This window comes from gamma proteobacterium SS-5 (genome assembly GCA_009497875.2).
In the GTDB taxonomy this organism is placed as follows: domain Bacteria; phylum Pseudomonadota; class Gammaproteobacteria; order Chromatiales; family Chromatiaceae; genus Magnetovirga; species Magnetovirga frankeli.
On sequence record CP032508.2, the window covers coordinates 3,637,050 to 3,656,181 of the forward strand.

20 protein-coding genes are annotated in these 19,132 nt (G+C 63.4%); 9 read left to right on the forward strand and 11 right to left on the reverse strand.

Annotated features, from left to right (window positions below; all coding sequences use genetic code 11):
- Positions 1–22: 22 nt before the first annotated feature.
- The 4 genes from D5125_04930 to D5125_04945 are packed head-to-tail and all read right to left on the reverse strand — an operon-like array spanning position 23 to position 2,312.
- Positions 23–430, reverse strand: coding sequence for a CBS domain-containing protein (locus D5125_04930; protein QFY88871.1), 408 nt, complete (start codon positions 428–430; stop codon positions 23–25).
- On the reverse strand, positions 427–777 hold the full coding sequence (locus D5125_04935; protein ID QFY88872.1) for a P-II family nitrogen regulator: 351 nt from the start codon (positions 775–777) through the stop codon (positions 427–429). The genes D5125_04930 and D5125_04935 overlap by 4 nt, the downstream gene beginning before the upstream one ends.
- Before the next feature lie 15 nt (positions 778–792).
- The gene (locus tag D5125_04940; GenBank protein QFY88873.1) at positions 793–1,578 is read right to left on the reverse strand and encodes a DUF1538 domain-containing protein; all 786 of its coding nucleotides are present in this window, start codon (positions 1,576–1,578) and stop codon (positions 793–795) included.
- A complete protein-coding gene (locus D5125_04945; GenBank protein QFY88874.1) occupies positions 1,575–2,312 on the reverse strand; it encodes a DUF1538 domain-containing protein in 738 nt (245 codons plus the stop codon). The genes D5125_04940 and D5125_04945 overlap by 4 nt, the downstream gene beginning before the upstream one ends.
- 542 nt (positions 2,313–2,854) lie before the next feature.
- On the opposite strand from D5125_04945, the gene D5125_04950 reads away from it, so the two are divergent.
- The 7 genes from D5125_04950 (at position 2,855) to D5125_04980 (ending at position 10,711) form a co-directional block, all read left to right on the forward strand.
- Complete coding sequence (locus D5125_04950; GenBank protein ID QFY88875.2) at positions 2,855–3,853, forward strand: ankyrin repeat domain-containing protein; 999 nt, start codon at positions 2,855–2,857, stop codon at positions 3,851–3,853.
- 361 nt (positions 3,854–4,214) lie between these two features.
- Positions 4,215–4,895 (forward strand): TIGR00730 family Rossman fold protein, encoded by a 681-nt coding sequence (locus tag D5125_04955; protein ID QFY88876.1) that lies wholly within the window; start codon positions 4,215–4,217, stop codon positions 4,893–4,895.
- 8 nt (positions 4,896–4,903) lie between these two features.
- On the forward strand, positions 4,904–6,481 hold the full coding sequence (locus D5125_04960; GenBank protein QFY88877.1) for a 2,3-bisphosphoglycerate-independent phosphoglycerate mutase: 1,578 nt from the start codon (positions 4,904–4,906) through the stop codon (positions 6,479–6,481).
- 224 nt (positions 6,482–6,705) lie between these two features.
- Positions 6,706–8,862, forward strand: a complete 2,157-nt coding sequence (gene ovoA / locus D5125_04965; protein QFY88878.1) for a 5-histidylcysteine sulfoxide synthase — start codon at positions 6,706–6,708, stop codon at positions 8,860–8,862.
- 23 nt (positions 8,863–8,885) lie between these two features.
- On the forward strand, positions 8,886–9,284 hold the full coding sequence (locus D5125_04970) for a phosphate-starvation-inducible PsiE family protein (GenBank protein QFY91059.1): 399 nt from the start codon (positions 8,886–8,888) through the stop codon (positions 9,282–9,284).
- Positions 9,285–9,671: 387 nt separating this feature from the next.
- Positions 9,672–10,004, forward strand: a complete 333-nt coding sequence (locus tag D5125_04975; GenBank protein QFY88879.1) for a sulfur globule family protein — start codon at positions 9,672–9,674, stop codon at positions 10,002–10,004.
- 155 nt (positions 10,005–10,159) lie between these two features.
- Entirely contained in the window at positions 10,160–10,711 is a 552-nt protein-coding gene (locus D5125_04980; protein QFY88880.2) for a cell wall hydrolase, read from the forward strand.
- Positions 10,712–10,730: 19 nt separating this feature from the next.
- Here D5125_04980 and D5125_04985 read toward each other — a convergent pair whose 3' ends face one another.
- From D5125_04985 to D5125_05020, 7 genes are all read right to left on the reverse strand, one after another.
- Positions 10,731–11,150, reverse strand: coding sequence for a DedA family protein (locus D5125_04985; GenBank protein QFY88881.2), 420 nt, complete (start codon positions 11,148–11,150; stop codon positions 10,731–10,733).
- Between the two features lie 42 nt (positions 11,151–11,192).
- Positions 11,193–11,867, reverse strand: a complete 675-nt coding sequence (locus tag D5125_04995; protein QFY88882.1) for a gamma-glutamyl-gamma-aminobutyrate hydrolase family protein — start codon at positions 11,865–11,867, stop codon at positions 11,193–11,195.
- Positions 11,840–12,835, reverse strand: coding sequence for an amidoligase family protein (locus D5125_05000; protein QFY88883.1), 996 nt, complete (start codon positions 12,833–12,835; stop codon positions 11,840–11,842). Before D5125_05000 ends, D5125_04995 begins: the two co-directional genes overlap by 28 nt.
- Positions 12,836–13,081: 246 nt before the next feature.
- Positions 13,082–13,900, reverse strand: coding sequence for a class I SAM-dependent methyltransferase (locus tag D5125_05005; protein QFY91060.1), 819 nt, complete (start codon positions 13,898–13,900; stop codon positions 13,082–13,084).
- Positions 13,901–14,530: 630 nt separating this feature from the next.
- A complete protein-coding gene (locus D5125_05010; GenBank protein ID QFY88884.1) occupies positions 14,531–15,589 on the reverse strand; it encodes an AI-2E family transporter in 1,059 nt (352 codons plus the stop codon).
- Positions 15,567–16,154 carry a CDP-alcohol phosphatidyltransferase family protein gene (locus D5125_05015; protein ID QFY88885.1) on the reverse strand — a complete coding sequence of 196 codons (588 nt, stop codon included), beginning with the start codon at positions 16,152–16,154 and terminating at the stop codon, positions 15,567–15,569. The genes D5125_05010 and D5125_05015 overlap by 23 nt, the downstream gene beginning before the upstream one ends.
- A gap of 6 nt (positions 16,155–16,160) precedes the next feature.
- Positions 16,161–17,270 carry a DUF2066 domain-containing protein gene (locus D5125_05020; protein QFY88886.1) on the reverse strand — a complete coding sequence of 370 codons (1,110 nt, stop codon included), beginning with the start codon at positions 17,268–17,270 and terminating at the stop codon, positions 16,161–16,163.
- Positions 17,271–17,367: 97 nt separating this feature from the next.
- Here D5125_05020 and purM point away from each other — a divergent pair, with 97 nt between their 5' ends.
- Together purM and purN are read left to right on the forward strand one after the other, a co-directional pair.
- Positions 17,368–18,423, forward strand: coding sequence for a phosphoribosylformylglycinamidine cyclo-ligase (gene purM, locus D5125_05025; GenBank protein ID QFY88887.1), 1,056 nt, complete (start codon positions 17,368–17,370; stop codon positions 18,421–18,423).
- The gene (gene purN, locus D5125_05030; GenBank protein ID QFY88888.1) at positions 18,423–19,124 is read left to right on the forward strand and encodes a phosphoribosylglycinamide formyltransferase; all 702 of its coding nucleotides are present in this window, start codon (positions 18,423–18,425) and stop codon (positions 19,122–19,124) included. The genes purM and purN overlap by 1 nt, the downstream gene beginning before the upstream one ends.
- The last annotated feature ends 8 nt before the right edge of the window (positions 19,125–19,132 follow it).

Below are 19,132 nucleotides of genomic sequence, written 5' to 3' on the forward strand. Positions count from 1 at the left end.
CGGTTCAGAGCATGGGCCATCCTCAAACCGCCCCCATCATCCCCTTGAACACCATGTCGGTGAGGCTGACGATGCCGATGACGTTGCGGCTGGCATCCACCACCGGCGCCCGCGACAGGCCAAAGTGGGTAAACAGCCGCGAGGCATAGCGGATATCCATCTCCGGGTTGATGGTGATCACCGGCTTGCTCATCACCTCGTAGATGTTCACCCGCTCCGGTGCCCGGTCCCGGGCCAGTACCTGATGGGCGATGTCGGAGATCATCACAATGCCGTACTCGTCGTCCTCATGCCGCTTCTTCACGATCAAACACTTGGTGTCCTTGTGGCGCATGGTGCTCAGGGCCTCGGCGATGGTGCTCAGCCCATCGACAATGTCGAAATGGGTCTTCATCACCTGCCGCACGCGGACAATGGCCTTCTCGTTCATAACTCTTCCTCGACTACGCAATAAAGCTCACTGATTTGATGACTGACGCCGACCGCATCCTCGACGTCGATTTGAAACGCAATGCCCTTGCCCGGCTGTTCATCAAAGGCGCAGACGCGGGAGATGGTCTCCAGTATCGGCCGGGCCAGGTGTTCCTCTACCAACAGCAACACCATGTCGCGCTGGGTCTCCAGGTTCAGACCGAAGAAGGACTTGGTCTTGTTCACGCCCTCACCGCGGGCCGAATTGAGCACCGTGGAGCCCTTGGCCCCGGCCTCGCGGGCGGCATCGAGCACCGCGTCGGTGACCGTGTCCTCGACCAGGGCGATGATGAGTTTGAAGTGCATGGTTTGGACCTCAGTTTAACGGGATTTTTTTGCCAGGCGGCGGGAATACCAGTCACCGATCTGGGCATAGGCCATTACCGCCATGATGGGAAACAGGCTGGCAAAGGCGATCAGGCCAAAGCCATCGAGCATGGGATTACGCCCTGGGATATTGGTCGCCAGCCCCAGACCCAGGGCCGCCACCAGGGGCACGGTCACGGTAGAGGTGGTGACCCCGCCGGAATCATAGGCCAGGGCGATGATGGGCTTGGGGCAGTACAGGGTCTGTATCATCACCAGGATATAGCCGACGATGATGTAATAATGCAGCGGCGTACCGGTGACGATGCGATAAGAACCCAGGGCTATGCCCACCGCCACCCCCAGGGCCACCGCCACGCGCAGGCCGGTGGCACCCACGCTGCCACCGGAGACCTGCTGCGCCTTGAGCGCCACCGCCAACAGCGAGGGCTCGGCGATGGTGGTGGAGAAACCAATCGCGGCGGCAAACAGATAGACCCAAACATAGCGCGTCCAGTCGATTGCGGCCAGGCCATCGGCGGCCGGGTCAATGCCGAGAAAGGCCGGATCGGTCAACTGCTGGGCGAGCAGCTTGCCCAGTGGGAACAGGGCCCGTTCCAGCCCCATGAGAAAGAAGCTAAGCCCCAGAATGACCAGCGCAAAGCCCGCCAGCACCCGGCGCAGATGGGGCACGGGACGGCGCAGCACCAGGTACTGAAAGCCAAACAGGATGGCGGCAATGGGCAGCACGTCCAGCAGGGTGCTCAGCAGAATATCGAAGAACTGGTCCAAAAAACTCATTGAATCAGCATCCCATAGCCCATGACGAAGATCATCGGGGTGAGCGAGGCAAAGGCGATCAGGCCGAAGCCATCGGTCAGCGGGTTGCGCCCGGCGATACTGGTCGATAGACCCACCCCCAGGGCGGTAACCAGGGGCACGGTGATGGTGGAGGTGGTGACCCCGCCGGAGTCATAGGCGATGCCGATGATCTCCTCGGGGGCGAAGGCGGTCATGATGACCACGCCGATATAGCCGCCAAGGATCAGATACTGCACCGGCCAGCCGAAAATAATGCGGATCACCCCGAGCAGTATGGCCACCCCCACGGACAGGGCCACGGCCAGGCGCAGGCCATCGGCATAGGTGCCCATGGACTCCTCATCACGCTCGATCATGCCGCCCTCCGCCGCCACCCGGGCGGCCTCATCGGCCACGGCGATCAGGGCCGGTTCCGCCACCGTGGTACCAAAGCCCAGGGCGAAGGCAAACAGCCCCAACCAGAGGATGCTGCCCTTGCTGGCAAAGCTGTGGGCCATGCCCTCGCCAATGGGAAACAGACCCAGCTGCAGGCCCTGCACAAACAGGCTCAGGCCGACCATCACCAGCAGCACGCCAAACGCCAGCTCCAGCAGGTTGGGGATGGGCTGGCGCAGCACCAACAACTCGAACACCCCGATCACCAGGACGATGGGCAACAGGTCCCGACCGCTGTCCAGCAGGGATTTAAGGGCATTTTTCAGCAGCTTGGTCACAAGGGTTCAGTGGCTTTGATTTTTGGGATTCGGGACTTGGCCGCCCCTGAGCCGATCCCTATTGTGAACCTATATTCCTCAGTTAAGCCACAGAGACACAGACCACAGAGTTGTTTCAAAGAGTTACATATCAGACCAGGCTCACCTGGAAGGTGTTGAATGCGTGCTTTCCAACACATTGATTTTTCTCTGCGCGCTCGGCTCTGGCTCCAGGCTTCGCCCTACCTCCTCCGTCGGGCCTACAGGGAGGTAGGTCATGCCAAACCGATGACTGGATCATCGGTGGCCCTGGAGTCGTCTGTGGCTCTGTGGCCAAATGCCCTTTTTAGGGTGAAGATACAGGGGACACCAAGAAGCGCAGAGGCCACAGCGTAAGAACCAGCCAAAGCGACAACTCCCAGGCCGGAATTAGACCCTCACCCCCAGATCATTGCAAGGGGCCAGTGAGGGCCATGGGGCCGGGGTCGCAAAAAAGTCATCCACTCCGCCGCCCGGTTCCAGTAAAGTACGCCCCTGTTCACGGATTCAAAGGAGCAGCAAAGGTGTCGGTAGATTGGCTATCCAAGGGTGTCTGGTTTTTGCTCGTGCTCATGCTGGCAGGTCAAGGGCAGGCCCGCTGTCTGGGCGGCGAGCCTGAACCCCCCCGTTTTCTCATCCCCCTCAACTCCGCCACTACCCTGATCCAGGTGCAGCAGGCGCTCAAGGCCAAGGGCCTGTATCAGGGCGAGACCCAGGGGCAGGCGGACGAGGCCAGTCAGGCGGCAATCAAGGCCTTTCAGAAAAAAAACCGCCTGTTTGAGGATGGGCAGATCTCCGAGGCCCTGCTCGCCCTGCTGATCTACCAGCCCCAGGCCGAGGCAGACAGCCTGTTCGCCCAGGCCGGCCAGGCCAGGGGAAATTTCAAGCCGGCCCAGCTGAGCGATGCGCAGCAGGTCAACCAGACCGACGCCCAGGGCTGGACGCCGCTGCATTACGCCAGCCTGACCGGCTCGGTCCAGCGCGTGGCCAGCCTGCTCAAGGCCGGGGCCGAGGTGGATGCCGCCAGCCACTACGGCACCACGCCACTGATGCTGGCGGTACGCATGAACCGGCCCGATGTTTTGCGTGAACTGCTCAAGCACTGGCCCTGGCTGGACCGGCGCGATTACCAGGGCGAGATCGCCGAGGAGATCGCCTTTCGGCAGAACCGCCACGGCCTGCTCAACCGCTTCCGCCGCCAGCGCTACGCCATGCTGGATGCCCGCCTGCCGCGGCTGCCGCCGTTTCGCCTGCGCATGGTGACCTGGGACGATCAGGAGTGCTACGTGGCGCGCAAGAGCCGCCTGCCGGTGGACTGTGATGTCCAGCCCGACTGCCGCTTGCAGCGCAACCAGGTGGTTCTCTGTGACGCCAAGGGCGAAAGGCACCTGCAACGCATCGCCCAGGTGGTACGCAAGACCTGGGGCGGCCGGCCGGAGATAGTGGATGGTCGCAGCCAGGACGGCGAAGCCCCCCTGGGCTGCGGCCCCGAGGATGTGATGCTGATCGGCGTACGCCACTAAGGGAGGTAGAGAATCGGCCTCCCCCTTTGCAACAGGGGGATTGAGGTTATCCTCCCCCTTTGTAAAAGGAGGATTGAGGTTATCCTCCCCCCTTGTAAAAGGGGGATTGAGGTTATCCTCCCCCCTTGTAAAAGGGGGGTTGAGGTTATCCTCCCCCTTTGCAAAAGGGGGATTGAGGGGGATTCCCGGACGCTGGCAGTTACGCGGGCACTGAAGCCCCCCTACCCCCCTTTGATAAAGGGGGTGGAATTTGACTCTCTTTTCTTCCGGGGTGGTGCTCTCCACTCCATGTCAGTTAGTTTATCCCCCAGGCCGGTATCGCCCGCGCCATGGGCCTTGCAATCAACTGGTGACCGACCCGATGGAAGACCTACAGGCCTCTGAAACCTGGCGTATTTTTCGCATTCAAGCGGAGCTGATCGATGGTATTGAGACGCTCAACGGGCTGGGCCCGGCGGTGTCCCTGTTCGGCAGCGCCCGCACCCCGCCCGACAGCCCCTGGTATCGCCTGGCCGAGGAGGTTGCCCGGGGCCTGTCCGACAGGGGCCTGAGCGTCATCACCGGTGGCGGTCCGGGCATCATGCAGGCCGGCAACCAGGGTGCCCAGGCCGGTAGGGCCAAGGCGGTAGGGCTGAATATTCGCCTGCCCCACGAGCAACATGCCAACCCCTTTCAGGATCTGAGCATCGACTTTCGTTATTTCTTCGTGCGCAAACTGATGTTTGTCAAGTATGCCGTGGCCTACGTCATCTTTCCCGGCGGCTTTGGCACCATGGATGAACTGTTTGAGTCCCTGACCCTGATCCAAACGGGTAAAATACGCCGCTTTCCCGTGGTCCTCATGGGCTCGGCCTACTGGTGCGGTCTGGTGGACTGGATGCGCCAGCAGATGCTGGCCGAGGGCAACATTGCCGAGGAGGACTTTGACCTGTTTCACCTGGCCGATACGCCGCAGCAGGCACTGGAGGTCATCGATGACTTTTGCCGTGAGCTGGAATCGACCGACACCAATCTGCGCCGTATGACCGATCAAACACCCTAGGAAACCCCATGGCAGAAGAACATGGCGCCCCGCGCCACCCCGTCGTACTCATTATTCTGGATGGCTTTGGCGTCAACCCCTCCAAGCTGAACAACGCCGTGCAACTGGCCAAGACCCCCAATCTGGATTACTTCATGGCCAGCTTCCCGCACACCACCCTGGACGCCTCCGGTCTGGCGGTGGGCCTGCCGGTGGGGCAGATGGGCAACTCCGAGGTGGGCCACCTGACCCTGGGCGCGGGCCATGTGGTGCGCCAGGATCTGGTGATCATCGACGACTCTATCCGCGACCACAGCTTCGAGCGCAACCCAGTGCTGCTGGATGCCATCAAGCAGGCCGCCAGCGAGGGCCGCCCCATGCACCTCATGGGTCTGGTCTCCGATGGCGGGGTGCACAGCCACATCCGTCATCTGTTCGCCCTCATCAGTCTGTGCAAGCAGCACGGCGTCAAGCCCTTGTTGCACCTGATCACCGATGGCCGCGACACCCCGCCAAAGTCGGCCCTGGATGGCTTGAAGTCGGTCTGCGAGCGCATGGAGCAGGCCGAGGGCAAGGTGGCCACGGTGACCGGTCGCTACTTCGCCATGGACCGCGATCGGCGCTGGACGCGCACCGAGAAGGCCTGGCGTGCCGTGGTGCTGGCCGAGGGCGAGCGTGCCCAGACCCCGCGCGAGGTGATCGAGCAATGCTACGCCAAGGAGGTACACGACGAGTTCATCCCGCCCACGGTGATCGGCGACTATGCCGGGCTTGCCGATGGTGAGCACATGATCTTCTTCAACTTCCGCAAGGACCGACCGCGGCAGATGGTCACCGCCCTGTATCGCGAGGACTTCGAGGACTTCGAGCGGCCGCGCTTTCCGCGCATCAACCTCACCTGCATGATGGCCTACGACCGCCAGTTCGGCTTGCCCTTCGCCTTCGCCCCCGAGCAGCCTCGCGCCAGCCTCAGCCAGATCATCGCCGATGCCGGCATCCGCCAGTTCCACTGCGCCGAGACGGAAAAATACGCCCACGTTACCTACTTCTTCAACGGCGGACGCTCCGGCAAGCTGCCTGACGAGGTGCACGAGCTGATCCCCTCGCCGCGGGTGGGTACCTACGACCTGATGCCGGAGATGAGCGCCCAAGCGGTGGCCGATACCGTCGAACAGGCCATCCGCAGCGATGAATACGGCTTCATCGTGGTCAACTTCGCCAACGGCGATATGGTCGGCCACACCGCCGTGCGCGAGGCGGTGATCCAGGCGGTGGAGACCCTGGATCGGGCCGCCGGTCAGGTGATCCAGGCCGCCATCGAATGCGATTACTCGGTGCTGCTCACCGCCGACCACGGCAACTGCGAGGAGCTGATCGACCCGGTGACCAAGGCACCGCACACCCAGCACACCGCCTACCCGGTGCCCTGCCTGATCATCGACTCACGCAACTGGCAGCTGGCCACCGGCGGCGGCCTGGTCAACATCGCCCCCACGGTGCTGCAGCTGATGGGCCTGGGCAAGCCGCCGGAGATGGTCGATTCCCTGCTGCTGCGCCCCCTGGGCAAGATCGACCTGAGCACGGTGAACAAGCCCAGCTCGACTTAATCCGGACGCAGAGGGCGCGAAATCCGGACGCAGAGGGCGCAAAGGAGCGCAGAGAACGCGGAGTTTCTCTATTTCTACTCGCAGGCCAAGGCTCCTCTCTCCCCAACCCCTCTCCACTAAGGGGCGAGGAGCTTAAGATTCGCGCTAAATTATTTCTCCGCGGTCTCTGCGCTCCTCAGCGCCCTCTGCGTCCTGCTTTACTCAACCAACCCAAAGGAGCTGCCATGCACCCGCTAAGAAGCCGCAGCGTTTTGCTGACAGGCAACGACCCGGAAGCCAAGCGCCAGGAACTTCACGATTACTTTCAGCGTACCTCTGACATCTACCAGGACCTGTTCCGTCTGCTGCCGGACGATCAGGCCTTCTACCAGCGCCCCGAGCCCCTGCGCCATCCGCTGATCTTCTACTTCGGCCACACCGCCACCTTTTTCGTCAACAAGCTGATCCTGGCCAAGGCGATCCCGGCGCGGATCAATCCCCGCTTCGAGGCCATGTTTGCCATCGGCGTCGATGAAATGAGCTGGGACGACCTCAATCAGGCCCACTACGACTGGCCGCCAGTGGCCGAGGTGCGCGCCTATCGCAACCAGGTGCGCGTGGCGGTACATCAGGCCATCGACCGGCTGGAGCTGAGTCTGCCGATTCGCTGGGAGGATCACCCCGCCTGGGCCATCCTCATGGGCATAGAGCACGAGCGTATCCATCTGGAGACCAGCTCGGTGCTGATCCGCCAGCTGGATATCCGCTGGCTTGAGCCCCTGCCCCAGTGGGCGCCTTGCTCAGATGGGGGCGAAGATACCGGCGAGGCCCCGGCCAACCCGCTGCAGCCAGTACCTGCCGGCCAGGTGCAGCTGGGCAAGGCCCGCGACAGCCGCCTCTACGGCTGGGATAACGAATACGGACCCCACGCGGTCGATCTGGCCGAGTTCCAGGCCAGCCGCCACCTAGTGAGCAATGGCGAGTATCTCGGCTTCATCCGGGCCGGCGGCTACCAGCGGCCCGAGCTCTGGACGGACGAGGGCCAGCGCTGGCTGGCCTACAGCCAGCGGCAGCTGCCCCTGTTCTGGCGAGCGCAGGGCGAGGACTACCGCCTGCGCTGCCTGGCGCAAGAGATCCCCATGCCCTGGAACTGGCCGGTGGAGGTCAACTATCTGGAGGCCAAGGCCTTCTGCAACTGGCAGGCAGAACAGACCGGCCAGCCGATCCGCCTGCCCACGGAGGAGGAATGGTACCGGCTGCACGATTGGCTGGAGATCGCCGACGAGCCCGAGTGGCCTGCTCTGCCGGGGCAGGTGGAATGGAACATCAACCTGGAGCACGGCGCCTCCTCGGTGCCGGTGGATCGCTTCGGCAAGGGCGGCTTCTTCGATGTCATCGGCAATGTCTGGCAGTGGACCGAGACGCCGATCCACGGCTTCGATGGCTTCGAGGTGCACCCCATCTACGATGACTTCTCCACCCCCACCTTCGACAACCAGCACAACCTGATCAAGGGCGGCAGCTGGATCTCCACCGGCAACGAGGCCACCCGCGATGCCCGCTACGCCTTTCGCCGGCATTTTTTCCAGCACGCCGGCTTTCGCTATGTCGCCGGCGCCGAGTTGCCGCCGCTGAAGGAACTGCCCAACCAGAGCTACGAGACCGATGCCGCCGTGGCGCAGTACTGTGAATTCCACTACGGCCCCAGCTACTTTGGCGTGGCCAACTTCCCCCTGGCCCTGGTGGAACTGGCGCTGGCCGCCCATCAGGGTCCGCGCCGCAGCGCCCTCGACCTGGGCTGCGCTGTCGGCCGGGCCAGCTTTGAGCTGGCGCGCCATTTCGACCAGGTCAGCGGCATCGACTTCTCCGCCCGCTTCATCCGCCAGGCCATTGGCCTGCAGGAGAACGGCCAGCTCAGCTATGCCATCAGCAGCGAGGGCGAACTGACCGAGAAGCGCGAACTGAGCCTGGAGCAGCTCGGCTTTGCTGGTCTGGAGACCAAGCTCAGCTTCTGGCAGGGGGATGCCCACAACCTCAAGCCGCAGTTCAGCGGCTACGATCTGGTCATAGCCGCCAACCTCATCGACCGCCTCTACCAGCCGCAGCGATTTCTCGACGAGATACCCAAGCGGATCAACCCCGGCGGCACCCTGCTCATCGCCTCACCCTACACCTGGCTGGAGGAATACACCGAACGGGCCAACTGGCTGGGCGGCTTCGAGCGCGATGGCCGGCCGCTGCGCACCATCGAGAGCCTGCGGCAGCTGCTGGCGGAGCAGTTCGAGCCCATCGGCGAGCCGGTGGACCTGCCCTTCGTCATCCGCGAAACGGCACGCAAATACCAGCACAGCCTGAGCCAGGTCAGCCTGTGGCGGCGCAAGGATCAGGCCGGAGCGATTTGATGTCTTACCCAAGCCCCAACCCCATGCGCAGCAAGCTGCGCCAATCCAGCCATCAGATCATCGCCTATGCCGAGGATCTGGGGCTGCTCATCATCGCCCTCTCCACCCTGATCGCGGTGGGCTTTGAGATAGCGCACATGATCAACTCCCGCACCGTCACCCTGGCGGACCTGCTGCTGTTGTTCATCTACCTGGAGGTACTGGCCATGGTGGCGGCCTATCTGGAATCGGGCAAGCTGCCGGTGCGCATGCCGCTGTACATCGCCATGGTGGCGCTGGCCCGCTATATGATTCTGGACATGAAGAACCTGGACACCTGGCGTCTGCTGGGCATAGCCGCCGCCCTGCTGGTGATCGCCATAGCGGTACTGGCGCTGCGCTACGGCCATAACCGCTTCCCTTACCGGGAGAGCGACAACTAGGAGCCTGTCGGGTTTAGGTGCCCGTAGCGAGCAAGGTGGGAGAACGAGAACAAATTTTCACGATTTTGAGGCGCATAGTTTCCCTACGCAACGAAAAATCGGGGCCAATGTTTAAAACAATTCTGGGCCGTTCTTCCCACCGGCGCAGTAGGAGCATCCTAAATCCGACAGGCTCCTAGGGGTGCCTGATGACCTACAAATCTCAGCCAATCGAATAGGGCGGCCCGTGGCCGTCGGCTGGTCTTGACTGTCGCGGGCAAACGAACACTTTGCGACTCAAGTGAAAATAGGCCTTGCTTTTATTAGAAATCGCTAATAAACTTATCCCCGATCTGCAGCCATTGGGATCCCAAACCCAGACCTCCTCCATCTTAGGAAATCATGAATATGAAAAATCTGATCAAAGCCGCCTCCATCGCCGCCCTGCTTGCCGCTTCCGCTTCCGCCAGCGCTTGGGGCCCTTGGGGTGGCAACAATGGCTACAACGACGGCAGCTGGTTCGGCGACGGCTTCGGCGACTTCAGCATGAACATGAGCGGTCGCGGCAACGGCCGTGGCAATGGCTACAACTACTACCAGCCCTACAACTACGGTCCTTACGGCTACGGCTACCCGGCCTATGGCGCACCCCAGGGTGCAGCCCCTTACGGCGCCCCCGGCCCGCGTGGTCCTTACGGCGCGCCCATGGCCCCGCAGGCCCCGGCTCAGCCTGCCAACTAAGATCCCCTTGGATCTTCATGGCGCAGGGAGGCGCCAGCAACCCGCTTCGGCGGGTTTTGTTTTGTCCGTGGCTAAATGAACTTATTTGCCTAACGGACATGGAGCGGACAGCGACACCCTTGAACATGAAACCTATTACTACAGAGGAATTGCCCATGCCTTTCCGAGCAATCGCCCTCGCCGCCGCCCTTGGCTGCGGCCTGCCCACCAGTCTTCAGGCCTCCTTCATCGATGCCGACCTGATTTACTCCAGCGGCAAGTCCGCCGCGCCGAAAAAGACCCAGCGCCATCGGTCGGCGCGGGCACGGGCGCGGCCCAAGTCTGAGCTGGAATGCATGGCACGCAACATCTATTTCGAGGCCGGGGTGGAGGACGCCAAGGGCAAGATCGCCGTGGCCAATGTCACCATGAATCGGGTCAAATCCAAACACTACCCCCGCTCCGTCTGTGGCGTGGTATTTCAACGCGGGGGCAAGAGCTGCGCCTTCAGCTGGACCTGCGACGCCAAGGGCAACAGGCCGCCGCGCAACAAGCTCTATCGACAATCGCTGCAGATCGCACGGCTGGCCCTGTCTGGGGCGCTGAAGGATGTCACCGGCCAGGCCGACCACTACCACGCCGACTATGTGCGCCCCGGCTGGCGCAAGCCCGACAAGCTCAGCGCCCGTATCGGTCGGCATATCTTCTACAAGATGCTGGACGGTTGAGCCCACCGGCCCGGGTCGGCTACCAGCTGGCCAGATAGACCACCGAGATATAGCGCAGCGCCTTACCCCCGCCCACCAGCAGCAAAAACAGCCAGAGACGCACCTTCATGATACCGGCGATCAGGGTCAGGGCATCGCCCCCCACCGGGGCCCAGGCCAGCAGCAGGGACCAAAAGCCGTAACGCTGAAACCAGGCCTGGGCCCGCTCGATCTGCGCCGGGCTGAAATAGAACCAGCGGCGCTGCTGAAAATGTAACAGATAGCGCCCCAGATACCAGTTGACCACCGCCCCCAGGGTGTTGCCCAGGGTAGCCACGGCCACCAGTAGCACCGCATCACCCCCCTCGCGCAGCAGGGCGAACAGCACCACCTCGGAATAAAAGGGCAGCAGGGTAGCGGCAAGAAAAGCGGAGCCGAAGAGAAGCAGGAGATCCATGATTCAGAGGACAGAAGACAGAGGACAGAGGACAGAGGACAGAGGTCAGAGGTCAGGGGTCAGAGAGCCGAGCAGCCAGCGAAACAGCCGCATCTGCGCGGGCAGGTAGAACAGGTATTCCGGGTGCCACTGCACCCCAAGGATACAGCGCCCGTCCTCCGCCTCTATCGCCTGGGTGATCTCATCCCGGTCTCGGCCGACCACCCGCAGCCCCTGGCCGGGCCGGTCCACCGCCTGATGATGCAGGCTGTTGACCCAAAGCCTGCGCCGATTACAGATCGCGGCCAGGCGCGAAGCCGGTTCCAGCCGTACACCCTTGGTGGGCAGCAGGCCGGGGCGATTGTGGGTATGCAGGCGCAGGTGGCGTATATCCTGATGCAGGCTGCCGCCAAGGATGACGTTGATCAGCTGCGCCCCGCGACAGATCCCCAGCAGGGGCAGCCCCTGCTCCAGGGCGGTGCGAATCCAGTGGATCTCCAGCTTGTCCCGCTCCGGGTCCAGCTTCACCTTGGCGTTGATGTCGCCGCCATAGTGCTCCGGGCCGATATCGTTACCGCCGCCGATGACCAGGCCCTGTAGCGGCGCGCCACTGGGCGCGTGACGCAGACTGATGCGCTCAGGGATGGCCCCCGCCAGGCGCAGGGCCAGCGCGGTACACCACCAACTGGGTGCCCAGCGCCGCTGGTTGCCGGTCACGCCAATGCGTGGTCGCGCAGCCATGAATCGATAAACGCCAGCCAGTCCTTGCGATTGATCCCCAGCAGGGGCCGCCCCGCGTGCAGGAATCTATCCCCCAGCTCGGCCAGCTCATCGGGCCTGGCCGCCAGCGCTTCCACCACGCACCAGGTATTCCAGGAGTCGGACAGGGACCAGTCGGCCCGTTCGATCTGACAATTGGGCAGCCGGTAATGGAAGGCCGGGCGGGGTTTGATCTTGGCGTCATCGATGCGCTCGCGCACCCGCTTCTCATCGATCTCGGCCAGCAGGGGCAGCAGGTCCAGGGCGCGGTTGCGGCTCGGGTTGTGCTGCAAATAATCGGCGAAGATATCATCCAGGCCGGGGTGGGCGCGGGAGAACAGCTGGCGCACATAGGCCTCGGGGTAGAGGTCCACATAGGGGCTGATCTTGCGTGCCAGATCCACCTCATGGGCATCCACCAGCCACCACTGCAACAGGGCAAAGGCACGCAGGTAGGCTGCCAGGGTGGCGGCATCCAGACGCGGGATCTCGGCGTTGATATGCACCCCATAGGCGGCAATCAGCGACTCCTCGGTGCCCTGGGCACCGGCCCGACGCAGGGCCTCGACCATGGCGTCCAGGCGGGGTAGCTGGCTCAGCGCCAGGGGCGGGCAGACCACCTCTACCGGCACCAGCAGGGCGGCGGCCTCGCTCAGGGGCTTGACCCAGCCCTCGACCTGTTCACCCCCGGCCTGGCGCTTGAGAAAGGCCCAATCCAGCTCGACATTGAACCGACCCAGGTCGGCCACCTCCACACCCAGCTCGGCCGCCGATTGGGGCTCTATCTGCCCCCCCAGGGCACCGCTCAGGGCGGCCCCGGTCTGCTCCAGGGAGATACCGGAGAACTCCAGCTCAAAGCCCACCCGGCGCTCTTCACCAGCGGCATTGTGGGAAACGGTGGGGGTACAAAAGCCGGCCTCGGCCAGCCCAGTGATTGTTGTCTGGTTCATGCCAGCAGACCTTAGCAGATCGGAACAAAAATAGCTCTAACCGGGCCGCATCTGCTAAAGTTGCGCATTACTGAACACCCCAGGAGGGCCCATGAAGAGAAAAAACCCCGTGGCCCAGCATGGCCGCAAATTCAACCGGGCCGCCGTATTCCGCGACCGCAAGCAAGAGGCCAAACGCGGCCTGCGCAAACACAAGAAAGCCCCACTCGGTGGGGCTTTTTTTTTGCCAGCAGCCTGGAGATCGGCCTACTTGAGCGCCGCCAGGTAACAGATCCAACCGGCATCGGCATCCGCCGAGGTCACCGGCCTGAAGATGCCATCGGCCTCGTCGTTCTCATCCCAGCCCTGCCAATAGACCACCACCCGGGCAAAGCCCGCCTCAAGCAGCAGTTCCTGGATCTCCGGCAGGGTCCACAGCCGCCAGGCGTAGCTGAAGGCCCGCTCCTGCCGTGATCCATCGGCAAAGGCAAAATGGATCTGGCAATCCAGGCGGCCATCCACCGGGTTATAGCGCTCCTGCTGCCAGATATAGGTAAAGCTCAGCCCGACATCCTCCACCTGACGCTCTTCGGACAGCTCGCGAAAGGCATCGTAGCCACCGAAGGCATCCAGAAAGAACACCCCATGGTCCCGCAGGCAGTGCCGTACCTGGGCAAAATAGGCACGCAACTCGGGGCGCGTATGCAGGCACCAATAGCTGAAGTTCATCGCGCTGACCAGGTCCATCCCCTCCCCGCCCAGCTGTCGCACATCTGCCTGCAGCCACTGCATGCGGGTCCGCTGATCGGCCGACAGCCTCGGCAGATGATGGGTCCGCGCCCAATCCAGCGGCCCTGGATCAAGGTCCACCGCCAAGGCCCGGTTGCGCCCGTCCTGCCGTACCCAGGCGCAACTCACCGCCCCGGTACCGCAAAAATCCTCCCGCAAACGGTGCGCCACACGGCCTCGCAACCGCTGGAAACTATCTTGCAGGAACTCCACCTCCGCCTGCGGACACTGCACCGAGGCCTCATAAAGGGCAAAGGGATCGGCACGCTGCGCCTGACTGGATGGGGGGCTGGACACCTGGACCACAGCAAAACCTGGACTGAATCAGAAAAGAGAGCGGTCAATTCTACATCGAATGCCCATCAATTCAGCAGGGCCTGCCGCCATCAGCGCAGAACTAACCCAGCACTAACAAAAGAACAGTCGCTTTGTTTGCTTTGTTTGGCGCTTTGTTTGGCGCTTTGTTTGGCTCAGGGAGGGGATTTCAGCTGTCAGCTGGATCAATCTGCTCAAATGCATTGCATAAGTCGAGCGGTGAGAGCAAAAATCGCCCATCAATATGATCTTAATAGGTAACTACTCCCCCACTCTCATCTCTAAGAACAGAGCATCTAATTCCCCCCTTTGCAAGGGGGGGTAGGGGGATTTCTTCAGCCAGAATCCCCCTCAATCCCCCTTTTGCAAAGGGGGAGGTCAATTCTCTACCCATTAAACCCCCTTCAAAACAAAAGAACAGTCGCTTTGTTTTTCTTTTTTGGCTCTCTGCGTCCTTTGCGCTCCTTTGCGTCCTCTGCGTCCCATTAAACAAAAGGACAGTCGCTTTGTTTTTTCCTTTGTTTTTCTTTGTTTTTGGCTCTCTGCGTCCTTTGCGCTCCTTTGCGTCCTCTGCGTCCCATGGTTTACGCCGTTCGGAGCTAAATTCGCTGGTCAGTAAAGCCTGCTGAGCTTGTAGCGGCCCACGGCGTGCCTGAGCCAGACCATGAACACGGCGGCGGCGGGCAGGGCCAGGAGTACGCCGAAGAAGCCGAACAGGTGGCCGCCGGCCATGACGGCGAAGATCACCGCCACCGGGTGCATGCCGATCTGGTCGCCGACGAACTTGGGGGTGAGCACCGCGCCCTCCACCACCTGACCGACGACGAACACCAGGGCCACCCCCAGCAGGGGCTCGATGGCGTGAAATTGCAGCACCGCCGCCACCCCGGCCATGAGTATGCCCAGGATCAACCCCAGATAGGGCACAAAGCTGACCACCCCGGCGATCATGCCGATCAGCAGGGCCAGCTCCAGCCCCAACAGCCACAGCCCGGTGGCGTAGATCATCCCCAGCGCCAGCATGACCATCAACTGGCCCCGGATGAAGGCCCCGAGCATGGCATCCGACTCCTGCGCCAGCCTCACCAGGGTGGGCTCGAAGCGCCGGGGCAGCAGCACCCGCACGCCGGCGGTGAGCAGGTCCCAGTCGCGCAGCAGGTAAAAGGTCAGTACCGGGACCAGCACCAGATTCATCAGCAGCAGCAGCAGCGCCGTACCTGAGCTGGATACCGAGCTGAGCAGCCCCTTGACCAGGCCACCGGCCTCGCGCCAATGCTCGGCAAGCAGTTCCTGCACCAGGCTCAGGTCTTGCAGCTGGCCGATCAGCCCCAGATGTTTCTGCGCCCAGGGCAGGACATGGTTGCGCAGCCATTCCAGATAGCCGGGAAACTGCTTGAGCAGATAGCTGATCTGCGCTTCCAGCTGGGGCAGTACCAGCAGCAGCATGAGCAGCAGGGCGAGCAACAGGGCGATAAACACCAGGCTCACCGCCAGGGTGCGGCTCAGGCCTTTCTCCTCCAGGCGATCACACAGGGGGTCACCCAGATAGGCCAGCAGGGCGCTGATCAGGAAGGGGGCTAGGATAGGCGAGAGCAGGTGCACCAGCCAGCCGCCCAGCAGGGCCAGGGCCAGGTAATACCAGTGTCGGCTATCGCTGCTTTGCGTCGCCATGTACCGCCTCCCGGGCCCGTTTGCTCCATTCCCAGACGTAATCGATGCCGCTGCTCAGGGTGGTGGCCAGGGTTGCCCAGATCAGTGCCGTCAGGGCACCCTCCGGCAGCAGGTCGAGCAGAGGCAGCTGCGCCAGCACCACCGCCAGCACCAGAACGATCTGCATGAAGGTGTTGATTTTACTGACAATAGTCGGCTCGGCTTCGAGCAGGCTGATGTTGAAATTCCACCAGAGGGCGCCGCCGACGATGATCAGATCACGCAGCAGCACCGCCGCCACCAGCCACCAGGGCAGCAGGCCGAGCCAGGCCAGGCTGAGGCTGCTGGAGACCAGCAGCAGCTTGTCCGCCAGGGGATCGAGCAGGGAGCCGAGCCGACTCTGCCAGTGGTAGTGCTTGGCCAGGAAGCCATCCACCCCATCGGACACCCCGGCGATGAAAAACAGCCCCAGGGCCAGCGCGAACTCCTCCCGCAGCAGGGCATAGACCACCGGCCCCACCAGCAGGATACGCGCCAGGGTGATCAGATTAGGGATGTCGCTTGAGTTGAAGCTGGGCTTGAACATGGGCGATCAGAGCCGGGTGAAATACAGGCGCTTGGGCTGCGCGGGGCCTGGCTTGGGGGCCTGGCTGCGGCCGGGCAGGTTGAAGGGGTCCTGAAAATCATGCGCCGGGGGTTTGGGTTTGGGCTTGGCCGGTTGGGGTGGCGCAACCGCTGCCAGCTGACCGCCGAAGGCGAGTGCCTGCAGCAGGTCGTCGCGCCCGCCGATCAGGTCCAGTTGCAGGATCTGCCAAGCCCCCTCCCGGCCCAGGTGTCGCGCCGCCTGCACCAGGCTCAGCCGGTTGAGGTAATCCAGCAGGCGACGGGCCGAGCCGGGGCTATCCAGGCCACCTATGGCCAGCTCCAGGGTCTCGCCCTGGTCGGTCGGCGTGGCCTGCGGGGCCGCGCTCAGGCGCGCCAGGCCCTGACCCAGCAGCGGCCCCAGTTGCGGCCCCTGATCGGCCCACTCACTGCGCTGGCCCTGCTCCAGGCGGGTCCAATGCAGCCGCCAGCCGTCCTCCAGCGGGGTCATGCGGCCAATCAGCAAGGCCCCGACGGCATAGCGCTGGGACAGGCTGATCAGGCTGGCATCGGCCTGGGCCTGTCCCTGATCAGCGGCAAAGGCGGCCCGCTCTTGCAGATCCGCCAGGGGAAGCAGCAGGCGCAGACCCTGCGCCCGCCCCTGCTCGGTCAGGCTTCGATAGGCCGAAGCAGGCTCGTCCGGGTCCACAAGCCAGTATTCCTCGCCCTGTTGCCGCAGCAGCCAGACCAGGGTCTCGGAGGACTCCCGATTCAGCGCCAGGCCGCGCTGGGCGAGGGCCGTGCGCAGGGCATCGGGCCGGAACCAGATGCGCAGGATGCGCCGCTGGCTGGTATCCGCCGGGCTGCGGTAATTGAACTTGGCCACATAGCGCCAGGCCGCTGGCGGCAGATCGGCAAAGGCGGGCTGCAACCAGAGGGGCTGGCCGTTGCCAAGGCGCAACAGCAGGCGGCGCAGGCCCTCGGCAAAAGCCGCGTCCTGGGTGGATTGCTGCTCATCGGCAACGCTCAGCTCAAGGAAATAGTCGCCATCATCGGCCTGCAGGGGCGCGGCAAGCCAGATCAACAACAGCAGGGGCAGGACGCGCAGGGATCTATTCATGGCAAAATTCTACCCCCGCACGGCCTAACCTGTCTAAAATACCCGGCCTCATCGCCCGATTCGGCCCGATCCAACCCGAAATCAATCAGGACACAGCGTGCACCAGAAACCCGTCTCCATCAGCTACCGCGACGCCGGGGTCGATATCGACGCCGGCAACAGCCTCGTTGAACGCATCAAGCCCATGGTCAAAAACACCCACCGGCCCGGCGTATTGGGCGGTCTGGGGGGCTTTGGCGCCCTGTTCGAGCTGCCCCTGGAGCGCTACCGCCAGCCGGTGCTGGTATCCGGCACCGATGGCGTCGGCACCAAGCTCAAGCTGGCGCTGGAGCTGGGCCGCCACGACAGCATCGGCATCGATCTGGTGGCCATGTGCGTCAACGACATCCTGGTCGCCGGCGCCGAGCCGCTGTTTTTCCTCGACTACTATGCCACCGGCAAGCTGGACGTGGAGGTGGCCACCCAGGTAGTCAGCGGCATCGCCGAGGGCTGCCTGCAGGCCGGCTGCGCCCTCACCGGTGGCGAGACCGCCGAGATGCCCGGCCTATACGCCGCCGGCGACTATGATCTGGCCGGCTTTGCCGTGGGCATTGCCGAAAAGGACCGGCTGCTGCGCCCAGAGCGGGTGCAGGCAGGAGATCAGATTCTCGGCCTGGCCTCCTCCGGCCCGCATTCCAACGGCTACTCCCTGATCCGCAAGATCATCGAGGTGGCCGGGCTGGACCTCAACGCGCCCTTTGAGAACACAAGCCTGGGCCAGGCCCTGCTGGCGCCCACGCGCATCTACGTCAAGCCCCTGCTGGCCTTGCTGGATCAGCTGGAGGTACACGCCCTGGCGCACATCACCGGCGGCGGCCTGCCGGAGAACCTGCCGCGGGTGCTGCCCCAGGGCCTGGATGCGGAGATTGACCTCGGCAGCTGGCCGCGCCCAGCGCTGTTCCGGCTGCTGCAGGAGCAGGGCAATGTGGTGGAGTCAGAGATGCTGCGCACCTTCAACTGCGGCATCGGCATGCTGGTGATAGTCCCGGCGGAGCAGGCCCAGCAGGCCACCGCCCTGCTGGGCCAGGCCGGTGAGCAGGTCTATCGCCTCGGCCAGATCATAGCCAACGGCGGTCAAGCGCCGCAGGTGCGCCTGCAGGGGGCCGCCAACTAATGTCCCAGCCCATTGATTGCAGGCTGGTCGTGCTCATCTCCGGCAGCGGCAGCAACCTGCAGGCCCTGATCGATGCCCAAGCCGCCGGTGCGCCCTACCGCATCGCCGCCGTGATCAGCAACCGCGCCGATGCCTACGGCCTGCAACGGGCCGCCCAAGCCGGAATCGACACCCTGGTGCTAGATCACCGCGACTACCCCGACCGCGAGAGCTACGATCAGGCCCTGATCGCCGCCATCGACCAGTTCCAGCCCGGCCTGGTGGCCCTGGCCGGCTTCATGCGCATCCTCAGTGATCAGTTTGTCCGCCACTACAGCGGCCGCCTGCTCAACATCCACCCCTCCCTGCTGCCCAAATACAAGGGCCTGCACACCCATCGGCGGGCCTTGGAGGCGGGGGATCGGGAACACGGCTGTAGCGTCCATTTCGTCACGGAAGAACTGGACGGCGGCCCGGTGATCGTGCAGGCCAAGGTGGTGGTCCAGCCAGACGACAACGCCGAGGCCCTGGCCGCCCGAGTGCTCAAGCGCGAGCATTTCATCTACCCCCTGTGCCTGCGCTGGTTCGCCGAAGGCCGACTGCGCCTGGGCCAAGGCCAGGTCGAGCTGGAAGGTGCCGCCCTGGCGGGGCCGGTGGTGTTCGATACAGAAGACAGAAGACGGAAGACAGATTTTTGCGTCGCTGCGCGACAGATTAAGTAAAACTGGCG